This window comes from Streptomyces sp. NPDC091416 (assembly GCF_044756845.1).
Classification (GTDB): domain Bacteria; phylum Actinomycetota; class Actinomycetes; order Streptomycetales; family Streptomycetaceae; genus Streptomyces.
In genome coordinates, this window is the sequence record NZ_JBIVTU010000013.1 from 105,094 (window position 1) to 127,256 (window position 22,163).

The 22,163-nt window shown below is 69.8% G+C and carries 21 protein-coding genes; 4 read left to right on the top strand and 17 right to left on the bottom strand.

Going from position 1 to position 22,163, the window contains the following annotated elements; all coding sequences use genetic code 11:
• Nucleotides 1–11 precede the first annotated feature (11 nt).
• Nucleotides 12–1,385 (bottom strand): class I SAM-dependent RNA methyltransferase, encoded by a 1,374-nt coding sequence (locus ACIQMX_RS32090; RefSeq protein WP_402483386.1) that lies wholly within the window; start codon nt 1,383–1,385, stop codon nt 12–14.
• 120 nt (nt 1,386–1,505) lie between these two features.
• On the bottom strand, nt 1,506–3,554 hold the full coding sequence (locus tag ACIQMX_RS32095; RefSeq protein ID WP_363076821.1) for an APC family permease: 2,049 nt from the start codon (nt 3,552–3,554) through the stop codon (nt 1,506–1,508).
• Between the two features lie 399 nt (nt 3,555–3,953).
• On the opposite strand from ACIQMX_RS32095, the gene ACIQMX_RS32100 reads away from it, so the two are divergent.
• Together ACIQMX_RS32100 and ACIQMX_RS32105 are read left to right on the top strand one after the other, a co-directional pair.
• Nucleotides 3,954–4,622, top strand: a complete 669-nt coding sequence (locus tag ACIQMX_RS32100; RefSeq protein ID WP_123462945.1) for a TrkA family potassium uptake protein — start codon at nt 3,954–3,956, stop codon at nt 4,620–4,622.
• Nucleotides 4,622–5,299 (top strand): TrkA family potassium uptake protein, encoded by a 678-nt coding sequence (locus ACIQMX_RS32105; RefSeq protein ID WP_350995921.1) that lies wholly within the window; start codon nt 4,622–4,624, stop codon nt 5,297–5,299. The genes ACIQMX_RS32100 and ACIQMX_RS32105 overlap by 1 nt, the downstream gene beginning before the upstream one ends.
• A 179-nt stretch (nt 5,300–5,478) precedes the next feature.
• Here the strand turns inward: ACIQMX_RS32105 and ACIQMX_RS32110 are convergent, their stop codons facing one another.
• The 11 genes from ACIQMX_RS32110 to ACIQMX_RS32160 form a co-directional block, all read right to left on the bottom strand.
• Nucleotides 5,479–6,237 carry a DUF3159 domain-containing protein gene (locus ACIQMX_RS32110; RefSeq protein ID WP_329540167.1) on the bottom strand — a complete coding sequence of 253 codons (759 nt, stop codon included), beginning with the start codon at nt 6,235–6,237 and terminating at the stop codon, nt 5,479–5,481.
• A gap of 3 nt (nt 6,238–6,240) precedes the next feature.
• Nucleotides 6,241–6,657: an OB-fold nucleic acid binding domain-containing protein gene (locus ACIQMX_RS32115; RefSeq protein ID WP_363078768.1), complete on the bottom strand. Its 417-nt coding sequence runs from the start codon at nt 6,655–6,657 to the stop codon at nt 6,241–6,243.
• Between the two features lie 86 nt (nt 6,658–6,743).
• Entirely contained in the window at nt 6,744–7,436 is a 693-nt protein-coding gene (locus tag ACIQMX_RS32120) for a response regulator (protein ID WP_148021380.1), read from the bottom strand.
• Between the two features lie 156 nt (nt 7,437–7,592).
• Complete coding sequence (locus ACIQMX_RS32125) at nt 7,593–10,136, bottom strand: sensor histidine kinase KdpD (protein ID WP_363078770.1); 2,544 nt, start codon at nt 10,134–10,136, stop codon at nt 7,593–7,595.
• Nucleotides 10,137–10,462: 326 nt separating this feature from the next.
• Nucleotides 10,463–11,140, bottom strand: coding sequence for a potassium-transporting ATPase subunit C (locus tag ACIQMX_RS32130; RefSeq protein WP_402483393.1), 678 nt, complete (start codon nt 11,138–11,140; stop codon nt 10,463–10,465).
• A gap of 6 nt (nt 11,141–11,146) precedes the next feature.
• The gene (kdpB, locus tag ACIQMX_RS32135; RefSeq protein WP_402483396.1) at nt 11,147–13,243 is read right to left on the bottom strand and encodes a potassium-transporting ATPase subunit KdpB; all 2,097 of its coding nucleotides are present in this window, start codon (nt 13,241–13,243) and stop codon (nt 11,147–11,149) included.
• 26 nt (nt 13,244–13,269) lie between these two features.
• Nucleotides 13,270–14,934 carry a potassium-transporting ATPase subunit KdpA gene (kdpA, locus tag ACIQMX_RS32140; protein WP_363078776.1) on the bottom strand — a complete coding sequence of 555 codons (1,665 nt, stop codon included), beginning with the start codon at nt 14,932–14,934 and terminating at the stop codon, nt 13,270–13,272.
• A 7-nt stretch (nt 14,935–14,941) separates the two neighbouring features.
• Nucleotides 14,942–15,031, bottom strand: a complete 90-nt coding sequence (kdpF, locus tag ACIQMX_RS32145; protein WP_148021375.1) for a K(+)-transporting ATPase subunit F — start codon at nt 15,029–15,031, stop codon at nt 14,942–14,944.
• Between the two features lie 360 nt (nt 15,032–15,391).
• Nucleotides 15,392–16,156: a DUF3710 domain-containing protein gene (locus ACIQMX_RS32150; protein ID WP_363078778.1), complete on the bottom strand. Its 765-nt coding sequence runs from the start codon at nt 16,154–16,156 to the stop codon at nt 15,392–15,394.
• A 1-nt stretch (nt 16,157) separates the two neighbouring features.
• The gene (gene dut / locus ACIQMX_RS32155; protein ID WP_402483401.1) at nt 16,158–16,691 is read right to left on the bottom strand and encodes a dUTP diphosphatase; all 534 of its coding nucleotides are present in this window, start codon (nt 16,689–16,691) and stop codon (nt 16,158–16,160) included.
• The gene (locus ACIQMX_RS32160; protein WP_327172654.1) at nt 16,691–17,275 is read right to left on the bottom strand and encodes a PaaI family thioesterase; all 585 of its coding nucleotides are present in this window, start codon (nt 17,273–17,275) and stop codon (nt 16,691–16,693) included. Before ACIQMX_RS32160 ends, dut begins: the two co-directional genes overlap by 1 nt.
• 58 nt (nt 17,276–17,333) lie before the next feature.
• On the opposite strand from ACIQMX_RS32160, the gene ACIQMX_RS32165 reads away from it, so the two are divergent.
• On the top strand, nt 17,334–17,789 hold the full coding sequence (locus tag ACIQMX_RS32165) for a DUF3093 domain-containing protein (RefSeq protein ID WP_363078781.1): 456 nt from the start codon (nt 17,334–17,336) through the stop codon (nt 17,787–17,789).
• Here ACIQMX_RS32165 and ACIQMX_RS32170 read toward each other — a convergent pair.
• The 4 genes from ACIQMX_RS32170 to ACIQMX_RS32185 all read right to left on the bottom strand — a co-directional run bounded on the left by ACIQMX_RS32170 (nt 17,786) and on the right by ACIQMX_RS32185 (nt 21,430).
• Complete coding sequence (locus tag ACIQMX_RS32170; RefSeq protein ID WP_402483403.1) at nt 17,786–18,823, bottom strand: hypothetical protein; 1,038 nt, start codon at nt 18,821–18,823, stop codon at nt 17,786–17,788. The genes ACIQMX_RS32165 and ACIQMX_RS32170 overlap by 4 nt on opposite strands.
• Before the next feature lie 13 nt (nt 18,824–18,836).
• Entirely contained in the window at nt 18,837–19,133 is a 297-nt protein-coding gene (locus tag ACIQMX_RS32175; protein ID WP_003965732.1) for a DUF4193 domain-containing protein, read from the bottom strand.
• Between the two features lie 405 nt (nt 19,134–19,538).
• Nucleotides 19,539–20,771, bottom strand: a complete 1,233-nt coding sequence (locus ACIQMX_RS32180; RefSeq protein ID WP_363078785.1) for an ATP-binding protein — start codon at nt 20,769–20,771, stop codon at nt 19,539–19,541.
• Nucleotides 20,772–20,776: 5 nt separating this feature from the next.
• Nucleotides 20,777–21,430 (bottom strand): response regulator transcription factor, encoded by a 654-nt coding sequence (locus ACIQMX_RS32185; RefSeq protein ID WP_018551468.1) that lies wholly within the window; start codon nt 21,428–21,430, stop codon nt 20,777–20,779.
• A gap of 434 nt (nt 21,431–21,864) precedes the next feature.
• Between ACIQMX_RS32185 and ACIQMX_RS32190 the strand changes: the two genes are divergently transcribed.
• Nucleotides 21,865–22,038: a hypothetical protein gene (locus ACIQMX_RS32190; protein WP_187285335.1), complete on the top strand. Its 174-nt coding sequence runs from the start codon at nt 21,865–21,867 to the stop codon at nt 22,036–22,038.
• The last annotated feature ends 125 nt before the right edge of the window (nt 22,039–22,163 follow it).

Sequence of the window (22,163 nt, forward strand, 5' to 3'; positions counted from 1 at the left end):
GAAACCGCAGGTCAGACACCCTTTGCGACAGGCTCAAGGATCGCGACGCACTCGACATGATGGGTCATCGGGAACAGGTCGAACGCCCTCAGTGTCCGCACCTTGTACCCGCCCTCCGCGAAGTACGCCAGGTCCCGCGCCAGTGCCGCCGGGTCGCACGCCACGTACGCGATCCTGCGTGCGCCCAGGGCGGCCAGCTGCTTCACCGTGGCCTTGCCGGCGCCCGCGCGCGGCGGGTCCAGGACGATCAGGTCGCACTCGGTGATGCCCGTGCGGGGCAGGACCTGGTCGACCTTGCCGTGCTCGATGCGGACCCGGTCCAGGTCCTTGAGGTTGTGGCGGGCGTCCTCGACCGCGCGCTTGCCGGACTCGATGCCGAGCACCGCGCCCTTCTCGCCGATGCGCTGGCCGATGGCGCCGGCGAAGAGGCCGACGCCGCAGTAGAGGTCGAGCGCCGTGTCGTTCTTGCGGGGCAGCAGGCCCTGCATGACCGCGCGGACCAGGGTGTCCGCGGCCTGCGGGTGGACCTGCCAGAAGCCGCCGGAGCCGACGCGGTACGTGCGGTCGTCGGCGCGTTCGCGGACGAATCCGCGGCCGTGGACGCGGTGCACTCCGCCGTCGCGCTCGTCGACGCGCAGGACCGAGACGGGCTTGTCGAGCTCGACCAGCGGGAGGCGGCCGCCCTCGCGCGGGGTGAGGATGACCTGGCGGTCGTGGGAGCCGGTGGCGGCGATGGCCTCGACCGTGGCCATCTGGGGCCAGTCCTGCTTCTCGATGCCGAGCTCGGTGACGCCGGGCGCGGCGATCATGCACTGGTCGATGATCTCGATGTCGTGCGAGCGGTGCTTGCGCAGGCCGACGCGGCCGTCCGCGTCGATGGCGTACTGGACGCGGGTGCGCCAGGCGGGCACCTCGCCCGGCGGGAGCTTGTCGCCCTCGGCCGGCATGACGGTGCCGTCCCAGCCCGCCTCCTCGGGGGTGAGGCCCGCGAGGCGCTGGAGCTGCTCGGCGATCACTTCGCCCTTGAGCCGGCGCTGGGCGCCCGGCTTGGCGTGCTGCCAGTCGCAGCCGCCGCACTTGCCCGGGCCGGCGAACGGGCACGGGGCCTTCACCCGGTCCTTGGACTCCTCGATGATCCGTACGGCGTCGGCGCGCAGGAAGCGGGAGTCGGTGGCGCCGTCGGTGACCCTGGCGACGACCTTCTCGCCGGGCAGGGTGTGGCGTACGAACAGGACCTGGCCCTCGTCGGTGCGGGCGATGCAGTGGCCGCCGTGGGCGACCGGGCCGACCTCGACCTCGTACTCCTGCCCCACGAGCGAGTCCCCGGACAGCGGTTCCCCGGTCTGCGACTCCCCGGTCTGCGGCGAAGTGGATTCGTTCTGCATGAGGGGAGGACTCCAGAGATCAAGGGGGGAACGGCGAACGGCCGGACAACAACCTACGAGTCTACGTGGGTGTCGTCCGGCCGCTGACCAAGAGCCGTGAGCAGGAGCCGCGGCGGTGCGTCAGCTCTTGTTCGTCGGTTCCTTGTGCCTGCGCTCCACCGGGCCGCGTCGCACCGAGCCGGGGGCGTTCCAGTCCGCGCGCCTGCGGGCCCGCTTCTTGGCCGCCTCGGAGGACTCCAGCTGGTACGGGACGGAGGTGACCATCACGCCGGGAGTGAAGAGCAGCCGGCCCTTGAGGCGCAGGGCGCTCTGGTTGTGGAGCAGGTGCTCGTACCAATGACCGACGACGTACTCCGGGATGTAGACGCTCACGACGTCGCGCGGGCTCTCCCGGCGCAGGCCCTTGACGTACTCGATGACCGGGCGGGTCACCTCGCGGTAGGGCGAGTCGAGGATCTTCAGCGGGACGTTGATGCCGCGCCGCTCCCAGTCCTCCTTGAGCGCCTTGGTCTCGGCCGGGTCCACGCTGATGGAGAGCGCCTCCAGGTGGTCCGTGCGGATCAGCTTCGCGTACGCGAGGGCGCGCAGGGTGGGACGGTGCAGCTTGGAGACCAGGACGATCGAGTGGACCCGGGAGGGGCGGACCGTCTCGTCGGACGGGGTCTCGTCGGCGGCGATCTCCTCGGCGACCCGGTCGTAGTGCTTACGGATCGCGGTCATCGTGCCGTAGAAGATCACCATGCCGAGCAGCGCGACCCAGGCGCCATGGGTGAACTTGGTGGCGAGGACGACGACGAGCACCAGTCCGGTGAAGAAGGCCCCGAAGGTGTTGATCGCCCGGGAGCGGATCATGTGGCGGCGCTTGAGCGGATCCTTCTCGGAGCGCAGGTGCCGGTTCCAGTGCCGGACCATGCCGGTCTGGCTGAGGGTGAAGGAGACGAACACGCCGACGATGTAGAGCTGGATCAGCCGGGTCGAGTCGGCGCCGTAGATCCAGACCAGCAGGATCGCGGCCCCGGCCAGCAGCACGATGCCGTTGGAGAAGGCGAGCCGGTCGCCGCGGGTGTGCAGCTGGCGGGGCAGGTAGCGGTCCTGGGCCAGGATCGAGCCGAGCAGCGGGAAGCCGTTGTACGCCGTGTTGGCGGCGAGGAAGAGGACGAGGGCGGTGGCCGCGGCGAGGATCACGAAGAAGAACGTGCCGTCGCCGAAGACCGCGGCAGCGACCTGGGAGATCACCGGGTCCTGGACGAAGGACGAGCCGACCGGGGTCCCGTTGTTGATCAGGTCCTTCGCCGGGTTCTCTGCCATCTTGACGTCGGTGGCCATGGCGAGCCCGATGATGCCGCAGAACATGGTGACGGCCAGCAGGCCCATCATCGCGAGCGTGGTGGCGGCGTTCTTGCTCTTCGGCTTGCGGAAGGCCGGGACACCGTTGCTGATGGCCTCGACGCCGGTCAGGGCCGCACAGCCCGAGGAGAAAGCCCGCAGCAGCAGGAAGACCAGCGCGAATCCGGCCAGGCCCCCGTGTTCGGCCTTGATCGTGTAGTCGGAGGTCGGGGCGTGCATGGTGTCGCCGAGGACCAGTCCGCGGAACGCGCCCCACGCGATCATGATGAAGACGCCGGCCACGAAGAGGTAGGTGGGGATGGCGAAGAGTTTGCCGGACTCCTTGACTCCGCGCAGGTTCATCACGGTCAGCAGCACGATGGCGGCGATGGCGCACGGCGTCTTGTGCTCGACGACGAACGGGATCGCGGAGCCGAGGTTCTCCACCCCGGAGGCGATGGACACCGCGACGGTCAGGACGTAGTCGACCAGCAGGGCGCTGGCCACGGTCAGTCCGGCCTTCGGGCCGAGGTTGGTGTTGGCGACCTCGTAGTCGCCGCCGCCGCTCGGGTACGCGTGCACGTTCTGCCGGTAGGAGGCGACGACGGTGAACATCAGGACCACGACGGCGACCGCGATCCACGGGCTGAAGTGGTACGCCGACACGCCCGCGATGGACAGCACCAGGAGGACTTCTCCGGGGGCGTACGCCACCGAGGACAGCGGGTCGGATGCGAAGACGGGAAGGGCGATGCGCTTGGGGAGGAGCGTCTCCCCCAGTTTGTCGCTGCGCAGGGCCCGGCCGATCAGGATCCGTTTGGGCACGTCGGTCAGTTTGGACACGCTGAGGATCGTAAGGGTTCCGTATGGGCGCGGCCCACGCACCACCCCCGTGGCCCCGCAATCTCCTGCACCTGGCGGGAAAGGCCACGAAATCCTTAACGGAATCCTTGCACCGCGACCCCTCCATGGCCCTCCCCGAGCTCTTCCGGCGGCCCTGTCGAACACCCTCCGAACATTCCTCGAAAGTTCGCTCGAACACTTCGGAGAACGTCGGCTTTGCCACAGTGCCCCGGGATGAGCACACTCGAATGAGGCAACGCGCCCGGCGCCGCTTAAGCTCAATCCTGGGCAACGGGACGAACCGTTGCCCCATTGTTTGCCCGGCCAGCCGAGGAATGAGTGTGAGCAGGGTGTATTCGCAGGTCAGCCGGACGATCAGGACTGCGAGGTAGGCGCAAGGTGCACATCGTCATCATGGGCTGCGGGCGAGTGGGAGCCGCTCTCGCGCAGACCCTGGAGCAGCAGGGGCACACGGTCGCCGTCATCGACCAGGACCCCACGGCGTTCCGGCGCCTCGGCTCCGGATTCGGCGGCCGTCGCGTCACGGGGGTCGGGTTCGACCAGGACACCCTCCGCGAGGCGGGGATCGAGGAAGCCGGCGCGTTCGCCGCGGTGAGCAGCGGCGACAACTCCAACATCATCGCGGCCCGTGTGGCGCGTGAGATGTTCGGCATCGAGAACGTCGCGGCCCGGATCTACGACCCCCGGCGTGCCGAGGTGTACCAGCGCCTCGGCATCCCCACGGTCGCCACCGTGCGCTGGACCGCGGACCAGATGCTGCGCCGGCTGCTGCCCTCGGGCGCGGAGCCGCTGTGGCGGGATCCGAGCGGCGGTGTGCAGCTCGCGGAGGTGCACACCACTCCGTCCTGGATCGGCCACAAGATCAGCACCCTCCAGGAGGAGACGGGCGTGCGCGTGGCCTTCCTCACCCGGTTGGGCGAAGCCGTACTTCCGTCGTCGCAGACGGTGTTGCAGGAGGGCGACCTCGTCCACGTGATGATGCGTACGGACGAGATCGCGAAGGTCGAGGCGGCCTTCGCCGAGGGCCCCGAGGAGGGCGGTCACTGATGCGTGTCGCGATTGCCGGGGCCGGTGCGGTGGGACGTTCGATCGCGGCCGAGCTGCTGGAGAACGGGCACGAGGTGCTGCTCGTCGACAAGGCGCCGACCGCCATCTCGGTGGAGCGGGTGCCGATGGCCGAGTGGCTGCTGGCGGACGCCTGCGAGATCACCTCGCTGGACGAGGCGGCGCTGCAGCGCTGCAACGTCGTGATCGCGGCGACCGGTGACGACAAGGTGAACCTGGTCGTCTCGCTGCTCGCCAAGACGGAGTACGGCGTGCCGCGCGTCGTCGCCCGGGTGAACAACCCGAAGAACGAGTGGCTGTTCAACGAGTCCTGGGGCGTCGATGTGGCGGTCTCCACGCCGCGTCTGATGTCGGCCCTGGTGGAGGAGGCGGTGAGCGTCGGCGATCTGGTCCGGCTGCTGCGCTTCAGCCACGGTGACGCGAACCTGGTCGAGCTGACGCTGCCGCCGGAGTCGGCGCTGGCGGGCACGCAGGTCGGGGAAGTCGCCTGGCCGGAGGACACCTCGCTGGTCACGATCATCCGCGGGCAGCGCGTGCTGACGCCGAGCACGGAGGAGACCCTGGAGGCCGGGGACGAGCTGCTGTTCGTCGCCGCCCAGGCACGCGAGGAACAGCTGGAGGACCTGCTGTCGGTGCGCCAGGGCGACCCGGAGAACTGAGAGCGGGACCACGCGAGAGGGGCCTGTCACCGCCGCCGGCGGTGACAGGCCCCTCTCGTCCTGCGTGGGTCAGTTGTCGCTGCTCCTGGCCCTCTTGTCCTGCGTGAGTCAGAGGGTCAGTGCTCCTGACCCTCTTGTCCGGCGTGGTCAGTACTCCCGGCCCTCTTGTCCTGCGTGGGTCAGTACTCCTGGCCGCGGGCCGCCGCTTCGGCGGCGGCCGCCTTACGGGCCTTCTCGGCCTGCTCCTCGGCCTCCATCTCGGCGAAGACGTCGATGGGCGGCGGCGCCTTGGCGAGGAAGACCCAGGTGAGGTAGACCGCCAGCAGGAACGGCGGGATCTTCAGGGCGATCAGGACCCAGCCGAACTGGGTGGTGTCGGCCCACCAGTACAGCGGGAAGAGGATCGCGCACTTGGCGAGCAGGATCAGTCCCCAGGCGTAGCTGGCCTTGGCGTAGGCCTTCTTCCGGCCGGGGTTCCGGGTGCGCCAGGAGAGGTTCTCCTTGAACACCGGGCCCAGGATCAGGCCGATCAGCGGGAGACCGGCGAGTGTGCTGACCAGGTAGGCGAGGGCCAGTCCGAGCGTGTAGATCATGCCCGGGAGGTAGAAGTCCTTGGCGTTGCCGGTCATCTTCGCGAAGACGACGCCGAAGGCCACACCGAAGACGCCGCTGAAGGCGTGCTTGACGGTGTCCCTGCGGATCAGCCGGACGACCACGAGCACCAACGACACCGCGACGGCCGCGATGGCCGAGTTGGTGAGGTTCTTGTCGATGGTGAAGATCGTGACGAAGAGCAGTCCGGGCAGGACCGTCTCCACCATGCCCCGGATGCCGCCGAAGGCCTCGAAGAGGGCGGCTTCGGTGACCGCCTTCGCGTCGGCCTCCTGCTGGTCTGTGGTGCGGTCCGTGTCGGACGTCGGCTTGTCGAGAGACGTCACCGGCTACTCCTTGCCGAGCGGTCGGAGTTCGTATTTGGGGTTGAACAGCACCCGGCGCCCGTGGCTCATGGCGATGCGGCCGGAGGCGATGAGCTTGCGGCCCGGTTCTATGCCCACGATGGAGCGGCGGCCGAGCCAGACCACGTCGAGCGGCGCGGTGCCGTCGAAGAGCTCCGCCTCCAGGGCGGGCACTCCGGCACGCGGTCGCAGGGTGACCGTCCGCAAGGTACCAGTGACCTTCACGATCTGGCGGTCACTGCACTCGGAGATCCGGGTGCATCCCGATGCCTGGGAGTCCTCCTCCAGCTCCTCGCACTCCAGGTCCTCCTGCGAGCTGGAGAGCCGGTCGAGCATGCGCCGGAAGCGCCCGGACGGCCGCTCGGCCTTCTGGGACTTCTCGGATCGGGGTACGGCACTCATACCCGAAGGGTACCGGTCTCCGAAGGTCCTGGAGGGTGGCCGCCGTCTCACTCGAACGGGTGACTCGACGCCCCGGCCGCAGGCCCTCAGGCGCGCTCGAAGCGGTAGCCCATCCCGGGTTCGGTGACGAAGTGCCGGGGGTGCGAGGGATCGGCCTCCAGCTTGCGCCTCAGCTGGGCCATGTAGACCCGCAGATAGTTGGTCTCGGTGCCGTACGAGGGCCCCCAGACCTCCTGGAGCAGCTGCTTCTGGCTGACCAGCCGGCCGCTGTTGCGGACCAGTACCTCCAGCAGGTGCCACTCGGTGGGGGTGAGCCGCACGTCACGCCCCTCGCGGTGGACCTTCTTGGCGGCGAGGTCGACGGTGAAGCCCTCGGTCTCCACGAGTACGACCTCGTCGCCGCCGTCCTGGCCGACGGGTTCGGCGCGGCGCACCGAGGCGCGCAGCCGGGCCAGCAGCTCGTCCATGCCGAACGGTTTGGTGACGTAGTCGTCGGCCCCCGCGTCCAGTGCCTCGACCTTCTCGTCGGAGGTGTGCCGGGCCGAGAGCACCAGGATCGGCACCCGGGTCCAGCCGCGCAGGCCCCTGATCACCTCGACACCGTCCATGTCGGGCAGCCCCAGGTCGAGGACGACGACGTCGGGGTGGCGCGCGGCGGCCAGCTGGAGCGCGGTGGCCCCGTCGGGCGCTGCGTCCACCTCGTACTTGCGCGCCTTCAGGTTGATCACGAGGGCGCGTACGATCTGCGGCTCGTCGTCGACCACAAGCACCCGGGTCATCGCGGTCCTGCCTTTCTGCTGTACGTGGATGTGCGGAGTTCTCCGCGGATCATGAAGCGGGTCCCGAGGCACGTCCCGAGACGGGTCCCTGGGCACGTCCCGAGACGGGTCCCTGGGCGGGTCCGAGACGGGTCCTGGGCCGCCTCGGGGGGCTGCTCACGAGGTGACCCGTGCGGGCAGGTCCGGGCTGACCGGAACGTACCCCGAGGCCGCCTTGAGGGTCAGGACCATGGTGAGGCCGCCGCCCGGGGTGTCCTCGGCGTCCAGCGTGCCGCCCATGGACTCGACGAAGCCGCGGGCCACCGCGAGGCCCAGGCCCACTCCCGCACCGCGCGGGGCGTCGCCGTAGCGCTGGAAGGGCTCGAAGATGCGTTCCTTGGCCTCGTCGGGCACGCCGCGGCCGCCGTCGGCCACCCGTAGCTCGACCCGGGCGCCCAGGGCGCTGGCGGCCACGGTGACGCGCTCGCGGTCCGGGCTGTACTTGACGGCGTTCTCCACGATGTTGGCGACGGCCCGCTCCAGCAGCCCCGGGTCGACGGCGACCATGGGCAGCGTTTCGGGGATGTCCAGCTCGACGCTGTCCTCGGGGACGCCTCCCAGAGCCATGGGCACGACCTCGTCGAGGTCGATCTCGCGGATGAGCGGCGTGACGGTGCCGGTCTGCAGGCGGGACATGTCGAGGAGGTTGCCGACGAGGTGGTCGAGGCGGTCGGCGCCGTTCTCGATGCCTTCGAGGAATTCGGCCTCGTCGTCGTCGGACCAGGCGACGTCGTCGGAGCGCAGGGAGCTGACGGCGGCCTTGATGGCGGCCAGGGGGGTCCGCAGGTCGTGGCTGACGGCGGCCAGCAGCGCGGTCCTGATCCGGTTGCCCTCGGCGAGCCTGCGGGCCTCCTCCGCCTCGTCGACCAGGCGCTGGCGGTCCAGGACGACGGCCGCCTGGGCGGCGAAGGCGCCGAGCACGCGGCGGTCCTCGGCGGGCAGCACCCGGCCGGAGAGGGCCAGGGCCATGTGGTCGCCGACGGGCATGTCCACATCGGCGTCCTCGGGCCGGGCGACCGGCGCCGGTCCGACGCTGCCCGCGCACGTCCACGGGTCGACGTCGCTCTGCCGCTCCAGCAGGGCGACGGACTCCATCCCGAAGGTCTCGCGGACCCGGTCCAGCAGCGCGGCCAGGGTGGTCTCGCCGCGCAGCACGCTGCCGGCCAGGAAGGAGAGGATCTCGGACTCTGCCCGCAGCCTGGCGGCCTGATGGGTACGGCGGGCCGCCAGGTCCACCACGGAGGCCACGGCGACGGCCACCGCGAAGAAGATCACGATGGCGACGAAGTTCTCGGGGTCCTGCACGGTCAGGGTGTGCGTCGGCGGGGTGAACCAGTAGTTCAGCAGCAGCGAGCCCGCCGCGGCCGACGCGAGAGCCGGCCGCAGCCCGCCGAGCAGGGCGGCGCCGACGGTCAGGAAGAGGAAGAGCAGGACGTCGTTGGCGAGTCCGGGGCCGTTCTCCATGCCCTTGAGGAGCAGGGAGAGGAGCACCGGTCCGCCGACGCCGACGAGCCAGCCCCAGATGATGCGGGCCCGGCCGAGCCGGGCGCCGCGGGCGATGGGCAGGCCCCGGCCCTTGGCGACCTCGTCGTGGGTGACGATGTGGACGTCGAGGTCGGTGCCGGACTCGCGGGCGACGGTGGCGCCGACGCCGGGTCCGTAGATGTACTGCCAGGTCTTGCGGCGGCTGGAGCCGAGGACGATCTGGGTGGCGTTGACTCCCCGGGCGAATTCGAGGAGGGCGGAGGGTATGTCGTCGCCGATGACGTGGTGGAAGGTGCCGCCGAGGTCCTCGACGAGCGTGCGCTGGACGGTCAGCTCCTTGGGCGAGGCCGACGTCAGTCCGTCGCTGCGGGCGATGTAGACGGCGAGGATCTCGCTGCCGGAGCCCTTGGCCGCCATCCGGGACGCGCGACGGATGAGGGTGCGTCCCTCGGGACCTCCGGTGAGTCCGACGACGATGCGCTCGCGGGCCTGCCAGGTGGTGCGGATGTTGTGCTCGCCGCGGTACTGCTGGAGGTACTCGTCGACCCGGTCGGCGACCCAGAGCAGGGCCAGCTCGCGCAGGGCGGTGAGGTTGCCGGGGCGGAAGTAGTTGGAGAGCGAGGCGTCGATCCGGTCGGGCTTGTAGATGTTGCCGTGGGCCATCCGCCGGCGCAGCGCCTGGGGCGACATGTCGACCAGTTCGAGCTGGTCGGCGCGGCGGACCACCTCGTCGGGCACGGTCTCGCGCTGGCGTACGCCGGTTATGGACTCGACGACGTCCCCGAGGGACTCCAGGTGCTGGATGTTGACGGTGGACACCACGTCGATGCCGGCCTGGAGGAGTTCTTCGACGTCCTGCCAGCGCTTGGCGTTGCGGGAGCCCGGCACATTGGTGTGCGCGAGTTCGTCCACCAGGGCGACGGCCGGGGCCCGCTCCAGGACGGCGTCGACGTCCATCTCCGTGAAGACGGCGGAGCGGTACTCGATCTCGCGGCGCCGGATCTGTTCCAGGCCGTGCAGCATGACCTCGGTGCGCGGGCGGTCGTGGTGCTCCACGAAGCCGACGACACAGTCGGTGCCGCGCTCCACCCGGCGGTGCGCCTCGGAGAGCATCGCGTACGTCTTGCCGACGCCGGGTGCCGCACCGAGGTAGATCCGAAGTTTGCCGCGCGCCATGGCCCCATTGTCTTCCTGAAACCGGTTCTGTTCAGCGAAACCGGCGGCGGCCCACGCGGCCGCCACTGTCGAAACTACTCTGCGGATTTCCGGCATACCGGGCGAGGGCTGCGGGTGAGGTCCGTATTGACGCAATTCTGATGCCCCGGCCCTGTCGGCGTCATTCAGATGCCTGGGGCCTGCCGGCGTCGCTCTGACGCCTGGGGCCTGCCGGCGTCGCTCTGACGCTGAGGTCTGCCGGCGTCGCCCTGATGCACTGCCCTGCCGGCGTCACTCCGTGCGCCTGGGCCCGGCCGTCGTGGCCGGGCCCAGGCATCGCGGAGCGTTCAGCGCGTTCCCGCGTCGTTCACGAGTTCCCGCAGCGCGATGTTGAGCTGGAGCACGTTGACCCGCGGTTCGCCGACGAAGCCTAGGATGCGGCCGTCGGTGTGCCGGTCGACGAGCCTGTGGACCAGCGCGGCGTCGAGGTGGTTCCGTGCCGCGACACGGTTGACCTGGAGCTCGGCGTAGGCCGGGGAGATGTCCGGGTCGAGGCCGGAGGCGGAGGAGGTGACGGCGTCGGCCGGGACCTGGGAGGGGCTGACGGGGTGGCCGGGGACGGAGTTGTCCTTGACGACGTCGGCCTTGGCCGCGGTGACCCAGTCGATGAGCTCCTTGTTGTCGCCGGAGCGGTTGGTCGCGCCGGAGAGGATCAGCGAGTACTGGGTGTTGACGCTGTTGGTGCCGAGGCCGTTGGAGGGGCGGGGCTGGAACCACTTGAGGTCGGGGGCCGCCGTCTCCTGGCCCTTCTTGAGCGGGAGGTCGTAGCGCTGGCCGATGAGTTCGGAGCCGACGACCTTGCCGTTCGCCGTGACCTCGGAGCCGTTGGCGCGGCCCGGCATGAGCCCCTGGGCGACGCCGGTGACGGCGAGGGGGTAGATGACGCCGCAGACCAGGGTGAGGACGAGCAGGGCACGCAGTCCTGCCCAGAGCAGGCGGGCGGAGTTTCCTACGGAGTTGTTCATGGCAGGTCAGCCGATTCCGGGGATGAGGGAGATGATCAGGTCGATGATCTTGATGCCGAGGAACGGGGCGATCAGCCCGCCGAGCCCGTAGACACAGAGGTTCCGCCGGAGCATCGAGTCCGCGCCGCTGGGCCGGTAGCGGACGCCCTTCAGCGCGAGCGGGACCAGCGCGACGATGATCAGCGCGTTGAAGATCACGGCGGACAGGATCGCGGACCGCGGCGAGGACAGGTCCATGATGTTCAGCTTGTCCAGGCCCGGGTAGACCACGGCGAACATCGCGGGAATGATCGCGAAGTACTTCGCGACGTCGTTGGCGATGGAGAACGTCGTGAGAGCGCCGCGGGTGATCAGCAGCTGTTTGCCGATCTCCACGATCTCGATCAGCTTGGTGGGGTTGGAGTCCAGGTCCACCATGTTCCCGGCCTCCTTGGCGGCCGAGGTGCCGGTGTTCATGGCCACGCCGACATCGGCCTGGGCGAGCGCCGGGGCGTCGTTCGTCCCGTCGCCGGTCATCGCGACGAGCTTGCCGCCCGCCTGCTCCCGCTTGATGAGGGCCATCTTGTCCTCGGGGGTGGCCTCGGCGAGGAAGTCGTCGACGCCCGCCTCCCGGGCGATGGCCTTCGCGGTGAGCGGGTTGTCGCCGGTGATCATGACCGTACGGATGCCCATCCGGCGCAATTCGTCGAACCGTTCGCGCATGCCCTCCTTGACGACGTCCTTGAGGTGGATGACACCCAGCACCCGGGCGCCCTCCGCGTCCTGGCGGGCCACCAGCAGCGGGGTCCCGCCGGCCGCGGAGATGCGGTCGGTGAGCGCCTGCGCGTCCGGGGAGACGCTGCCGCCCCGCTCCCTCACCCAGGCGACGACCGATCCGCTCGCGCCCTTGCGGACCCTGCGTCCGTCGACGTCCACGCCCGACATACGGGTCTGGGCGGTGAAGGCCACCCACTCGGCGTGCGCGAGCTCGCCCTGGTGCCGTTCGCGCAGGCCGTACCGCTCCTTGGCGAGGACCACCACGGACCGGCCCTCGGGCGTTTCGTCGGCCAGCGAGGAGAGCTGGGCGGCATCCGCCAGTTCGGCCTCCGTCACCCCTGGGACGGGGAGGAACTCGGCGGCCTGGCGGTTGCCGAGGGTGATGGTGCCGGTCTTGTCGAGCAGCAGCGTCGAGACGTCGCCCGCCGCTTCGACGGCGCGTCCGGACATGGCGAGCACATTGCGCTGGACCAGGCGGTCCATTCCTGCGATGCCGATGGCGGAGAGCAGCGCGCCGATGGTGGTCGGGATCAGGCAGACCAGCAGCGCGGCCAGCACGATCATGGACTGCTCGCTGCCCGCGTAGATCGCGAACGGCTGCAGGGTGACCACGGCCAGCAGGAACACGATGGTGAGCGACGCCAGCAGGATGTTGAGCGCGATCTCGTTGGGTGTCTTCTGCCGGGCCGCGCCCTCGACCAGCGCGATCATCCGGTCGATGAACGTCTCACCCGGCTTGGTGGTGATCTTGACGACGATGCGGTCGGAAAGGACCTTCGTACCGCCGGTGACGGCGCTGCGGTCGCCTCCGGACTCCCGGATCACCGGGGCGGACTCGCCGGTGATCGCGGACTCGTCGACGCTTGCCACACCCTCGACGACGTCCCCGTCGCCCGGGATGATATCGCCCGCCTCGCACACCACCAGATCGCCGATGCGCAGTTCCGCGCCGGGGATCCGTTCCTCGTTCCGGCCGGTGATCCGGCGCGCGACGGTGTCGCTCTTGGCCTTGCGCAGGGTGTCGGCCTGGGCCTTGCCCCGGCCCTCGGCGACCGCCTCCGCCAGGTTGGCGAAGAGCGTCGTCAGCCAGAGCCAGACGGCGATCGCCCAGCCGAACCAGTCGGCCGGATCCAGTACGGCGAGCACGGTGGTCAGCACCGAACCGACCAGCACCACGAACATCACCGGCGACTTGACCATAACCCGGGGGTCGAGCTTGCGTATCGCGTCGGGGAGGGAGGCGATCAGCATCCGGGGATCGAACAGCCCGGCGCCGACGCGCCCTTCGGGAGCGGATCCGGCCGGAGTGTCCTGGTGGGGTGCTCGGGCCGGCGTGACTGTGGACATCGTGTCCTCTTGCTTCGTACGGAGGGTCATGACGCCAGCCCCTCGGCCAGCGGCCCCAGGGCGAGGGCCGGGAAGTAGGTCAGACCGGCGATGATCATGATGGTGGCGACCAGGAGGCCGCTGAACAGCGGTTTGTGGGTGCCCAGCGTGCCGACGGTCGCCGGTACGGGCCGCTGCCCGGCGAGCGAGCCGGCCAGCGCCAGGACGAACACCATGGGCAGGAACCGGCCCAGCAGCATCGCGAGCCCGATCGTGGTGTTGAACCACTGGGTGTCCGCGTTGAGCCCGGCGAACGCCGAGCCGTTGTTGTTGGCGCCGGAGGTGTAGGCGTACAGGATCTCCGAGAAGCCGTGCGCGCCCGAGTTGGTCATGGAGTTGCCCGGCGTGGGCAGGGCCATCGCCACGGCGGTGAAGCAGAGCACCAGGGCCGGTGTGACGAGGATGTAGCAGGCGGCGAGCTTGATCTCGCGGGTGCCGATCTTCTTGCCCAGGTACTCCGGCGTACGGCCGACCATCAGACCGGCGATGAACACCGCGATGATCGCCATGATCAGCATTCCGTAGAGACCGGAGCCGGTACCGCCGGGGGCGATCTCGCCGAGTTGCATGCCGAGCATCGTGATGCCGCCGCCGAGGCCGGTGAACGAGGAGTGGAACGAGTTCACCGCACCGGTCGAGGTGAGGGTGGTGGCCACCGCGAAAATGGACGAGCCGCCGACGCCGAACCGGTTCTCCTTGCCCTCCATCGCGCCGCCGGCGATCTGGAACGCGGGCCCGTGGTGGGCGAATTCGGTCCACATCATCAGGGCGGTGAACCCGAGCCAGATGACGCCCATCGTGGCGAGGAGCGCGTACCCCTGCTTGAGCGATCCGACCATGCGGCCGAAGGTGCGCGTCAGGGCGAAGGGAATGACGAGGATCAGGAAGATCTCGAAGAGGTTGGAGAGCCCGTTGGGGTTCTCGAAGGGGTGGGCGGAGTTGGCGTTGAAATAGCCGCCACCGTTGGTGCCCAGCTCCTTGATGACCTCCTGGGAGGCGACCGCTCCGCCGTTCCACTGCTGCGCGCCGCCGGTGAACTGCCCGACCTCGTGGATCCCGGAGAAGTTCTGGATCGCTCCGGTCGCCACCAGCACGATCGCGCCGATCACGGCGATCGGCAGCAGGATCCGGACGGTGCCGCGCACCAGGTCGGCCCAGAAGTTGCCGAGTTCACCGCTGCGGGTGGCGGCGAACCCACGGACGAGTGCCACCGCGACGGCGATGCCGACGGCGGCCGAGACGAAGTTCTGCACCGCGAGGCCGCCGGTCTGCACGACGTGGCCCATGGCCTGTTCGCCGTAGTACGACTGCCAGTTGGTGTTGGCGACGAACGAGGCCGCCGTGTTGAACGCCTGGTCGGGGTCGATCGAGGCGAAGCCGAGCGAACCGGGCAGGGAGCCCTGGAGCCGCTGCAGCAGATACAGGAAGAGGACGCTCACGGCGGAGAAGGCGAGAACGCCGCGCAGGTAGGCGGGCCAGCGCATCTGCGTGTTCGGGTCGGCGCCGATGGCCTTGTAGATCCACTTCTCCACCCGCAGATGCCTCGGAGAGGAGTAGACGCCGGCCATGTAGTCACCGAGCGGGCGGTACACCAGACCCAGCGCCACGACGAGCGCGAGAACCTGGAGCACGCCGGCGAGGACGGGGCTCATATCGGGCTCAGAACCTCTCCGGGTACAGAAGGGCGAGGACGAGATAGCCCAGCAGGGCTACGGCCACGACGAGGCCGGTCACGTTTTCGGCAGTCACAGCTTCGCCACCCCCTTGGCAATGAGTGCCACCAACGCGAAGACCGCGATCGTGGTGACGACGAAGGCCAGGTCGGCCATCGGGTGCTCCTGGATGAGGTGCGGATTTCTCGGACCTCTTGAGCAAACCTCCCGCCGACGCCCCTGTGACCTGCGTTGATGGCTTCCATACGGAGATGAGCCCGGCCTTTACGGCGCCCGTACGTGCCCGATACGCGCCCCATACGCGCGGCCTCCGCTCCGCGCGCGCCCCTCCCCTCCCCCGGACGCGCAGAAGCCGGTGGCCCGTATCCCTGCGCAGGGATACGGGCCACCGGCCGGTGCTACTGGGCGCGCGTCAGCGCGCCACGGTGCGTGCGGGTCAGCGCACCTCGGTGATCTCGGGGCCGCGCTGGAGGCCCGCCATGCCGCCGGAGAACTTCGAGCCCTCCTGCTCCTCCTGCTGGACGCCCTCGGGAACCATCTGGGCGTCGTTGGGCAGCTTCAGGACGATCGGGTCGCGCGGGGCCATCGGCCCGTCGCCGCGGACCACCACGGTGTCCCGGAAGACCGTCTCCAGGAGACCGGCGGCCTCCGGCTGCACGGCGCCCTGTCCGGAGATCACGCCGCGCAGGAACCAGCGCGGGCCGTCGATGCCGACGAAACGCACCATCTGCACGCCGTTCGCCCCGTCGGGAAGCTGTACGGGGACCTGCGCACGCAGCTCCCAGCCCAGCGGGCCCTCGACCTCGTCGATGATGCCGCCCTGCTGGGTGATACCGGAGGCGATCTCCTCGCGGACCTCGCCCCAGATGCCCTCCTTCTTGGGGGCGGCGAAGGCCTGCAGCTGGATCGCGCTGTCGCGCAGCACCACCGTGGCGGCGACGATCGCGTCACCGGCGACCTCTACGCGCAGCTCCATGCCCTCGACGCCGGGCACGAAGATGCCGCCCAGGTCGACCCGGCCCTCGCCGGGCTGGGAGACCTCTTCGATGTCCCAGGGCCCGTCGGGCCGCGGTGCCGGCGGAAGGTTCGTCCGGCGCGATTCGCCCTCGGCGTCATCGAGCTCGTCGACGACCTGCTCGGCCTCGCGCGCTTCGTCCGCCGTGTCATCGGCGGAACCACTGTTCTTGCGACGTCCGAACACGTCACTTTCCTTCCCGGTCGGATTCGACCGAAGCGTAGCTGTTCCCGCCCTGGGGAACCCCGCCCCGGACGCCATCAACATCAACGGCGGCATGACCGCCGGTGGACCCGAAGCCCCCTTCGGCCCGCGTCGAACCGGGAAGCTCCGACACTTCGTGGAAGCGCACCTTCTCGACCTGCTGCACGACCAGTTGGGCAATCCGGTCGAACCGCTCGAACCGCACGGACTCGCGCGGGTCGAGATTGATGACGATCACCTTGATCTCTCCACGGTACCCGGCATCCACCGTCCCCGGAGCATTCACCAGGGCGACTCCGCACCGAGCTGCGAGGCCGGACCGGGGGTGCACGAACGCGGCGTACCCGTCCGGCAGGGCGATCGAAACCCCGGTGGGGAGCACGGCCCGCTCACCGGGCGCCAGTTCGGCGGCCTCGGTGGTGACCAGATCGGCTCCGGCGTCGCCCGGGTGCCCGTGAGCCGGAATCGGCACCTCCGGGTCGAGCCGGCGGATCAGGACGTCTACGGGGTGGCGCATCAGGGGTTCACCTCGAAGGCACGGGCCCGCTTGGCCTGGTCGGGGTCGGCCATCGCGGCCTGGATCTCTGCCGGGCGGCCGTTGTCGATGAAGTGGTCGACCTTGACCTCGATGAACAGGGCCTCGGCCCGGACCGCGACGGGCCCGTCCGGGCCACCGATCCGGCCGGTCGCCCGGGAGTAGATCTTCCGGCCGTGCACGGCGGTGATCTCGGCGTCCAGGAACAGCACGGTGTCCACCGGCACCGGGCGGACGAAGTCGGTCTCCAGCCGTCCGGTCACCGCGATCACGCGCAGCAGCCAGTTCAGCGAGCCGAGCGTCTCGTCCAGGGCGGTGGCCAGCACCCCGCCGTGGGCGAGGCCCGGGGCTCCCTGATGGGCGGCCTGCACGGTGAACTCGGCGGTGACGCCGACACCCTCACCGGCCCGTGCCTGGAGGTGCAGCCCGTGGGGCTGTCCGTCGCCGCATCCGAAACAGTGTTCGTAGTGCGCGCCGAGCAGCTCGCCCGGTGCCGGGGCGTCGGGATGCCGGACCGGTTTCACCGCGTCGGCGGGGGGCTTGAGAGCCGCAGATGTTCCACTCACAGCCGCAGACCTTACCCGCGCGGGTACCCGCAGGTCGCGCCGTGCCAAGCTTGGGTTCATGCAGCCTTCCACCCCGCCGTTCGACGAACGTCTCACCGCACCCCGTTCGTGGTGGTTCATCGCCCTCCTGGTCGGCATCGCGTGCGCGCTGATGCTGCTGCCGCTGGGCACCCTGCCCCTGCTCGCCGGACTGGCCGGCGGCACGGTGCTGTCGGCGGTGGCGGTCAGCTCGTACGGCTCCGCACGGATCAGGGTGGTGGCCGGCGCCCTCGTCGCGGGCGACGCCCGGATCCCCGTGTCGGCGCTCGGTGAGGCCGAGGTGCTGGACGCCGAGGAGGCGCGCGCCTGGCGCTCGCACAAGGCGGACACCCGGGCCTTCATGCTGCTGCGCAGCTACATCCCGACGGCGGTGCGCGTGGAGGTCACGGATCCGGAGGACCCGACTCCGTACGTGTATCTGTCGACGCGTGAGCCTCAGGCGCTGGCAGCCGCCCTGAAGGCGGCCGGCGCTTAGGGCCTCCCGGCCTCCGGGTCCTGGCGGCCCTTCGGGGCATCGTGGCCCTTCGGGGCCCGGCGGCCCGCCGCACTGTCGGGCAAGGCCCTGTACGGGTCCCTTGGCGGTTCCAGCGGCGGCAGATCGCTCAGGCGTTCCCAGGGGGTCTGCCGCTCACGCAGGTCCTTCCTGACCCGTTCGGCGAGCTTCTTGGTGTCGCGCCGGTTCATCATCGCGCCGACGGCGGCGCCGATCATGAACGGGATGAGGTTGGGCAGATCGCGTACGGTGCGCTTCATGATCTGCTGGCGCAGCTCACGCTTCATCTGACCGCCGAGCGCCGCGTTCACCGACGTGGGGTGGGCGACGTCGATACCGCGCTCCTCCGTCCATGACGTGAGGTAGGCGGTGGAGCGCTGGGCGATGTTGCCGGGCGGGCGCAGTCCGTAGACCTCGTGCAGCTCAGCCACGAGCTTCATCTCGATCGCGGCCACACCGGTGATCTCCGCGGCCAGCTCGGCCATCATGGCGGGCGGGACGGGCATCATGGCCGCCGCGCCGATTCCGGCACCGACGGTCGCGGTGGCCCTGCTCGCGCCGGCGATGAGCCGGTCGGCGATCTCCTCCGGGCCCAGGCCCGGGAACTGCTTGCGCAGGGTGGCGAGGTCGCGCACAGGGACGCGGGGAGCGATGTCGATGATCAGGTCGGCGATATGACCGATCGCCGCCTTGGCGCTCTCCCCGCCCTTGCGTACGCCCCGTTTCACAGATTTCAGACGGCCTGCCCCGGTCACGGGCTCCGTCCTGTCGACCTGTCCGGCCCTGTCGGCCGCGTCGACCTCCGCGGCCGCCTCGATGGCCGCGAATGCTGCTTCGACTGCTTCGAGCGAGGCCGACCGGCCTCGCTCGTCGTCCTGTTCGCCCGGCGTGGGTGGCAGGGCGGACCGCTCGGCAGGCGCTGTGACGCCCTCTGCCGGGCCTGTACCGCCCTGTTGCGCCTCCGGCCCTTCCTTGCGCCGGCGGCGCCGCTTCCGGAACGGTGAGTCCCCTGCCACGGCCGACCGGACCTCAGTCGCAGTCGCGGCAGATCGGCTGACCGTTCTTCTCGCGGGCCAGCTGACTGCGGTGGTGCACGAGGAAGCAGCTCATGCAGGTGAACTCGTCGGCCTGCTTGGGCAGGACCCTTACGGCCAGTTCTTCGTTGGACAGGTCTGCGCCGGGCAGCTCCAGTCCTTCGGCCGCATCGAATTCGTCGACGTCGACGGCGGACGCCGTCTTGTCGCTCCGGCGAGCCTTGAGCTCTTCAAGGCTGTCCTGATCGACGTCGTCGTCGGTCTTGCGTGGGGTGTCGTAATCCGTTGCCATTGTCGCTCTCCCCCTCTGGGTGTCTGCGGTGTCTCAGCGCACGTAACGCGTGAGAGGCCGGACTTGTGCCCGACCCGAGGCGGAGATTTTGCCTCACATCAAGGTCTGTTACTCAATCGACACCCAAAAGGACCGCTCGAGAGTGATCGGCTTGGGTGGCGATGGGGACCGTACACGGTCCCGGCGGTGCCGTTTGCCAGCACCACCCCGTGTACTTCCCGTGATAATGGCCCCCGAAAACCCGACTTTTGCCGGATTTTCGGTGGGATCCCTGGTCACGGAGCGTGGACGGGCGGAAAATCGCTTCTGTGATCGATCACACACGACCTCCCCGGGATCGAGTCCCGAAAATTCCGCTCAAAGCGAACAAAAATAATCCGTGAAGATCGCGCCCCGCCCAGCTTCTCAGACGGGCAGTGAGACGCGCATCACAAGACCACCACCCTCGCGGGGCTCCGCGATGATACGGCCGCCGTGAGCGCGCGCGACGGAGCGCGCGATCGACAGGCCGAGACCGACCCCCTTGTCACTGCCCGTTCGCTCCGTACGCAGCCGTCTGAAGGGCTCGAAGAGGTTGTCGATCTCGTAGGCGGGCACCACCGGTCCGGTGTTGGTGACGACCATCAGGGCCTGCCCCGGCAGCAGCTCGGTGCTGACCTCGACCCAGCCGTCCGCCGGAACGTTGTAGCGCACCGCGTTCTGTACGAGATTGAGCGCGATCCGCTCCAGCAGGACACCGTTGCCCTGGACGACGGCCGGGGCCAGCCCGCTGCGCATCTCCACGCCCTTGGCCTCCGCCTCGCCCCGCGCCTGGTCCAGCGCGCGGGAGGCCACCTCGGCCAGGTCGACGGGCTTGCGCTCGACGATCTGGTTGTCACTGCGGGCGAGCAGCAGCAGGCCCTCCACCAGCTGCTCGCTGCGTTCGTTGGTGGCCAGCAGGGTTTTGCCCAGCTGTTGGAGCTCGGGGGGTGCCTCGGGGTCGGAGAGGTGGACCTCCAGCAGCGTGCGGTTGATGGCCAGCGGGGTGCGCAGCTCGTGCGACGCGTTGCCCACGAACCGCTGCTGCGCGGTGAAGGCCCGCTCCAGTCGGTCCAGCATGTCGTCGAAGGTGTCGGCGAGCTCCTTGAGCTCGTCGTCCGGGCCGTCCAGCTCGATGCGGCGGGACAGATCTGTTCCGGCCACCCGGCGGGCGATGCGGGTGATCCGGCCCAGCGGCGAGAGGACCCGCCCCGCCATGGCGTAGCCGAAGGCGAAGGCGATGACGCTCAGGCCGACGAGAGCCAGCAGGGACCGGTTGAGGAGCGTGTCCAGCGCCTCCTGGCGCTGATGGTTGACACAGGCGTTCACCGCGGCGTTGAAGTCGTCCGGGGACGCCTTCTCGGGCAGGTTGCAGACCTCGCTCGTCACCTGTCCGTTGACGATCTTGAACGGCAGTTCGCTGCCCACGTGCAGCGCCTGCGCGGCCAGCATGTAGATGATCGACAGCAGCAGGATGCCGGCGATCAGGAACATGCCGCCGTACAGCAGCGTGAGCCGTATCCGGATGGTCGGGCGCAGCCAGGGGTACGGGGGCTCCTGCTGCTTGGGCTCCCAGGTGGGTTTCGGGGGCGCCGACGCGGGCGGCGGGACGGTGGGCACCGGCCTCAGATCCGGTAGCCGGAGCCGGGCACCGTGACGATCACGGGCGGCTCGCCGAGCTTGCGCCGCAGGGTCATGACGGTCACCCGGACGACGTTGGTGAACGGGTCGGTGTTCTCGTCCCAGGCCTTCTCCAGGAGCTGCTCCGCCGAGACGACGGCGCCCTCGCTGCGCATCAGGACCTCCAGCACCGCGAACTCCTTGGGAGCGAGCTGCACCTCCTGATCGCCGCGGAAGACCTCACGGCGGTTGGGGTCGAGCTTGATCCCGGCGCGCTCCAGGACGGGCGGCAGGGCGACCGTCGTACGGCGGCCCAGGGCCCGGACCCGGGCGGTCAGCTCGCTGAAGGCGAAGGGCTTGGGCAGGTAGTCGTCCGCGCCGAGCTCCAGGCCCTCCACCCGGTCACTGACGTCCCCGGACGCGGTGAGCATGAGCACCCGGGTCGGCATACCGAGCTCGACGATCCGGCGGCAGACGTCGTCGCCGTGCACCAGGGGGAGGTCCCGGTCGAGCACCACGACGTCGTAGTCGTTGACCTCGATGCGCTCCAGGGCCGCGGCGCCGTCGTACACGACATCGACGGCCATGGCCTCACGGCGCAATCCGGTGGCCACCGCATCGGCGAGCAGCTGCTCGTCCTCCACGACGAGTACGCGCACGGCGCTTCCTTCCATAGAACTTCACGGCAGAACTGAACTTCACGACAGCACGTAGCGGCGGGACTCCGCTGCGGGGCTTCGCAGCGTTCCCGACAGGACCGGCGGAGCGTCCGGACGGACCCTTGGTCATGATCCGGACCGCGTCCCGGCACGGTCTGTGCGGCTCCATCCTGCCCGTAACGCGTATAAACCGGCGGTAAGACGGCGCGGCCCGACCTGCGGCTTCCGGGAATTCGAAGGATTCCCGGGCCAGTTGAGGTTTCTCTGAGGGTTGGGCAGGGGAGGACGAATTCACACCCGCGATCACGTCTTGTATGTGGCACCCACAGGCCCCTCCGTCCCCCGGAGAGTGCGTGATCACCCGCCCTACCGCCTCGGCGGAGGGAAACCCGGGCACACCCCCGTGCCACCGACCCACGATGAGGGGGCGCTTCATGGACGCTTTCACCGCAGGTCTGCTGCAACGCATCCAGACCACCGAGTCCGACCTCACGAAGGCCCGCGAGACGGGCGACGACTTCCTCGCGGACGTCGAGCAGGGCGAGCTGGACGACCTGCACCGCCTCGCTGCCGAGCACGGTGTTCACATCGGCGCCACAAGCGTCTGAGCCGTCATGAGAAGGCCCCGGGGGGGGGGGGCCCCCGCCGGGCGCCCGGGGCGGGCACGGGGCGGGGGCCACCCGGGCGCGCCGCCCCCACCCCGGGCCTGAGGTCGCCGGGCGCGGGGGGACCC